At 35.8% G+C, this 3642-nt stretch carries 5 protein-coding genes; 2 read left to right on the forward strand and 3 right to left on the reverse strand.

What is annotated here, in order from left to right; all coding sequences use genetic code 11:
• Window positions 1-184 precede the first annotated feature (184 nt).
• From CK510_RS27900 to CK510_RS27910, 3 genes are all read right to left on the reverse strand, one after another.
• Window positions 185-574: a phycobiliprotein lyase gene (locus tag CK510_RS27900; protein WP_095724749.1), complete on the reverse strand. Its 390-nt coding sequence runs from the start codon at window positions 572-574 to the stop codon at window positions 185-187.
• 45 nt (window positions 575-619) lie between these two features.
• The gene (locus CK510_RS27905; RefSeq protein ID WP_095724750.1) at window positions 620-1195 is read right to left on the reverse strand and encodes a bilin-binding protein; all 576 of its coding nucleotides are present in this window, start codon (window positions 1193-1195) and stop codon (window positions 620-622) included.
• Window positions 1196-1548: 353 nt separating this feature from the next.
• Window positions 1549-1878: a hypothetical protein gene (locus tag CK510_RS27910; protein ID WP_095724751.1), complete on the reverse strand. Its 330-nt coding sequence runs from the start codon at window positions 1876-1878 to the stop codon at window positions 1549-1551.
• Window positions 1879-2195: 317 nt separating this feature from the next.
• Between CK510_RS27910 and CK510_RS27915 the strand changes: the two genes are divergently transcribed.
• Both CK510_RS27915 and CK510_RS27920 read left to right on the forward strand, forming a co-directional pair.
• Window positions 2196-2384 carry a hypothetical protein gene (locus CK510_RS27915; RefSeq protein WP_245912473.1) on the forward strand — a complete coding sequence of 63 codons (189 nt, stop codon included), beginning with the start codon at window positions 2196-2198 and terminating at the stop codon, window positions 2382-2384.
• 257 nt (window positions 2385-2641) lie between these two features.
• Window positions 2642-3367 carry an ABC transporter permease gene (locus CK510_RS27920; RefSeq protein WP_095724753.1) on the forward strand — a complete coding sequence of 242 codons (726 nt, stop codon included), beginning with the start codon at window positions 2642-2644 and terminating at the stop codon, window positions 3365-3367.
• Window positions 3368-3642: the final 275 nt, after the last annotated feature.

Here is a 3642-nt window from a genome sequence, read left to right on the forward strand (position 1 = left end):
ATATCATTTCGCTATCTTATATCTATGATTAGAATTACAGTTATCTATTAAACTTTTATTACGAGTTATATGCTTTTATATCCTTTATGAATTAAGAATTATTAACTAATAGCTTGAAAGTCGCTAGTTACGAGCAGTCAAGCTACTAATTGTAGCAAAAATGAAAATTCATCTTCATGAAAAGTTATGATTTTTGTTCGACTCCAAAACCTACTAATACAACTTCTTTGAGTGGTTGTCCTTCGGGGGGACGACGGTAGGAAAGAATGCGACGGATGCGAAAACTGGGGTTAATCATGGTAATGAAGTCAACAGCGACTACACGGGTATAGTTGGTAGTCATTAATAGCTCGTGTTTGCTAGTGTCGAAGTGAAAATCTGCAATTATCGGACGTTCCTCTTCGTAAGCGCGATCGCGAAGATATTTTCCTTGTAAAATACTCAAATCAGCAGGTACATCAAAATCATTATCCTGGAGAACCTTGAGTTTGAGTTCGTTTGTAATTGGTTCGACGTTGAATTTGGTGTGCGATCGCTCGACTTCCTGCTGTGTTAGATAATGATATGTACTGATATTTAGCTTATCTCTATTTTTTGTATTCCTCTATATATCAAAGTATCAATATTTAAACGCTGACATTTTGGTAATTAAATGGTCGAAATAAGGTGCGATCGCATTTTTTTGACTTGCTTCACAGCGTTTTAAGCTTGCTGTCTTAATCCCTTCTAATCTGACTATCATTGCTTCTAAAGGTACTTGTAACTCTTCGTATAGCAATTTCATATAATTTAACCCTTCAGAACTAGTGTATTCTGTCTGCTGTCCCATGATGCCGTAAGTGATACAGCGTAGAAAGTGCCAAAAGTCACGCCAACAAGCGGCAGCTCGCTCTGGTGGGTAAAGACTGCCTCCTGGACTAGTTATGTCAGGATATTCTATTAATACTTGTTCTCGTGCTTCATCAATAATTTCAGCAACGCGATCGCGTAAATTTTGAACTACGTTTATATACGCAATTCGATTTGGTACAAGTAATTTAATTTGCTCTAATTCCATATCTGTAAGGTATTTGCTAGAATCATCAGCAGCTTGAAAAATCTCTATAGCTTCTGATGGATGGGAAGTTTGCCATTCCGTAAAGCTGACTATTCGGGATTTAGCAATTAGTTCTTTAGCTTTTTCTGTTAATGTCAGTCATAAGTAGAATAATCCTATTGAATTTTTGCGACATGCGATCGCACAACCCTGAAAACTGTAAAATAAAGCAACAATCGATATTTGCTTTTGCATGGAACTTGACCAAATCGAAGGAGGATTTATTACCAAAATAAATCCCATACCGAATCAATTGTAGAGACGTTCCGGTGGAACGTCTATATTAAAATCATATAAGGCATCATGTAAAAATAAGTTATACAAAATTTATTTGGAATAGCTTGCTAAATATAGCTTTCACATAAAAAATTGTTCAGTTTATTTTTACACAAATCCTAATCATCAAATAATAATATAAACAAAAAGGCTGGGAATACCCCAACCCTACATAATTACCACCAAATGCGATCGCCATTTTCATCAACTCTCGCTTGTCGAATCACATCAGAAATTTCCTCTGCATCTTTAACATGATGAAGGGCTTTTTTCTCACCATTTGGATATTCAACAACGAAATATGTCGGAACTTGTATCCAATCTCCTGTAATATCAGCAGCATCGACTGCTACTTGTTTCACTTTTTCCTCGATTGATTCAGATTTATCAGCGATTTTATCACCTGGATTTGCGGTAAGATTTTGCTCTTTGACATTCACTTTTTCTTGAGAATGTCCATCTTTACTTACTGGTTGTTCGATCGGGTTTAGAGATTGAGTATTCATAACTTTACTAACAATTTTTCTTAGATAGCAGTATCTACAATTTAAGAAAATTAGCGACACATTAGCTCTTTCATCAGAGAGACTTTTTCTGGATTTTATCTTCACATTAGTCAATTAAAATACTGCTTATCTCCTATCTCTAATTGAGTATTTATTGCGTCTAAAAAAACACTTCTTAAGGATGAAGCTTTAAGAGTTGCAAAAGGTTAATAGTTAATTAAATTAATATAGAACTTTTAGATTTTACCTATGCTGGTAAATAAATTACAATTATTCTGTAATTATACGGTTGTCCTATGTTTATTCAAGATTTAGTAATGAGTATAAAACTTTCGGCAAACAAATATATGCATCGGAATCGAAAACAAAAACCTGCCGATTGCTACTTAAATCCTCCTTGTGCTTGTATCAACCCAGGAAAAGAAATCGAATGCGAAAATTGCGAGCATTTAGAGTCTTGCCTATCTCGTTGTCATGCTTCTAGTACTAAGCTGTTCCGCATTTAAATCATATAATCTAAATTATTATAATTATTGTGGAGTAGGCATCCCTCCCTGCTCTGATGTATAACTTAGGTGCTTTTTAGCTTACTTCCTAAATTATTAATCCATCCAATGAAATATTGACTAGATATCTTATTTGTGTTATGACGATGTTGATATAAATAAAACTTAAATTTAAAGACGTGAATATCCCTTCATCTTCTCATAAGCCGCGTGTCGCGTCATGGCAGGCGGTTTTCTCATCAATAATGTTTATTTTTATGTACTTACCTATTGGAGTACTAGCCTTTTATAGCTTTAATAAATCACCTTATAGCGCTGGATGGGAAGGATTTACTTTTAATTGGTATCAAAAATTATTTAGTGACGATCGCATTCTTTCATCTCTCAAAAATAGCTTAATTGTTGGTGTCAGTGCCGTAACGATTTCTGCTGTCTTAGGAACATTGATGGCAGTTGGTTTAGCACGCTATAACTTTCCTGGCAAGGGTTTATATCGAGGGATGGCTTATTTACCTTTAATTATTCCTGATATTGCGATCGCAGTGGCAACACTTGTATTTTTGGCTGCGTTTGCCGTTCCCTTGAGCATATCGACAATTGTGGCAGCACATATAGTTTTTTGTATTGCTTATATCGGGTTGGTAGTATCTTCCCGTTTAACAAACCTCGATCCCCATTTAGAGGAAGCAGCACTAGATTTAGGTGCAAACCCACTACAAGCCTTTATTCAAGTCTTATTACCCCAGCTAGCACCAGCTATTGTAGCAGGATGTTTACTTGCCTTTGTCCTCAGTTTGGATGATTTTCTGATTGCCAGTTTTACTGCTGGTAGCGGTTCAAATACCCTACCAATGGAAATTTTCAGCCGCATTCGTACAGGAGTCAAGCCAGATATTAATGCTTTGAGTGTTATCCTCATCACTGTGTCGTCATTTATCGCTGGTATTGCAGAATTAATTCGAGTCAAAGGGGAACAACGTTAGAAAGTTCAAACAATTCAATTTCTTTATTTGCCAGCACCACATTACCTTGGTTCTGGTGATTTATTTTTGTGCCATATATCAATTGATACTTTTAGGGACTTCCAGAAAATAAAATATCCCAATTGTATAATTATACTGCCAACGGCTTAAACCTTGACTAATATAGAACCCCTCCCAACCTCCCCTTAGCAAGGGGAGGTGCCACAGGCGGTGGGGGTATTTTATGCATCTTCATATTAAAATGGTATAAATTTGCCCAAAAAGGTGGAAATTTT

This window comes from Brunnivagina elsteri CCALA 953, assembly GCF_002289455.1.
GTDB lineage: Bacteria > Cyanobacteriota > Cyanobacteriia > Cyanobacteriales > Nostocaceae > Brunnivagina > Brunnivagina elsteri.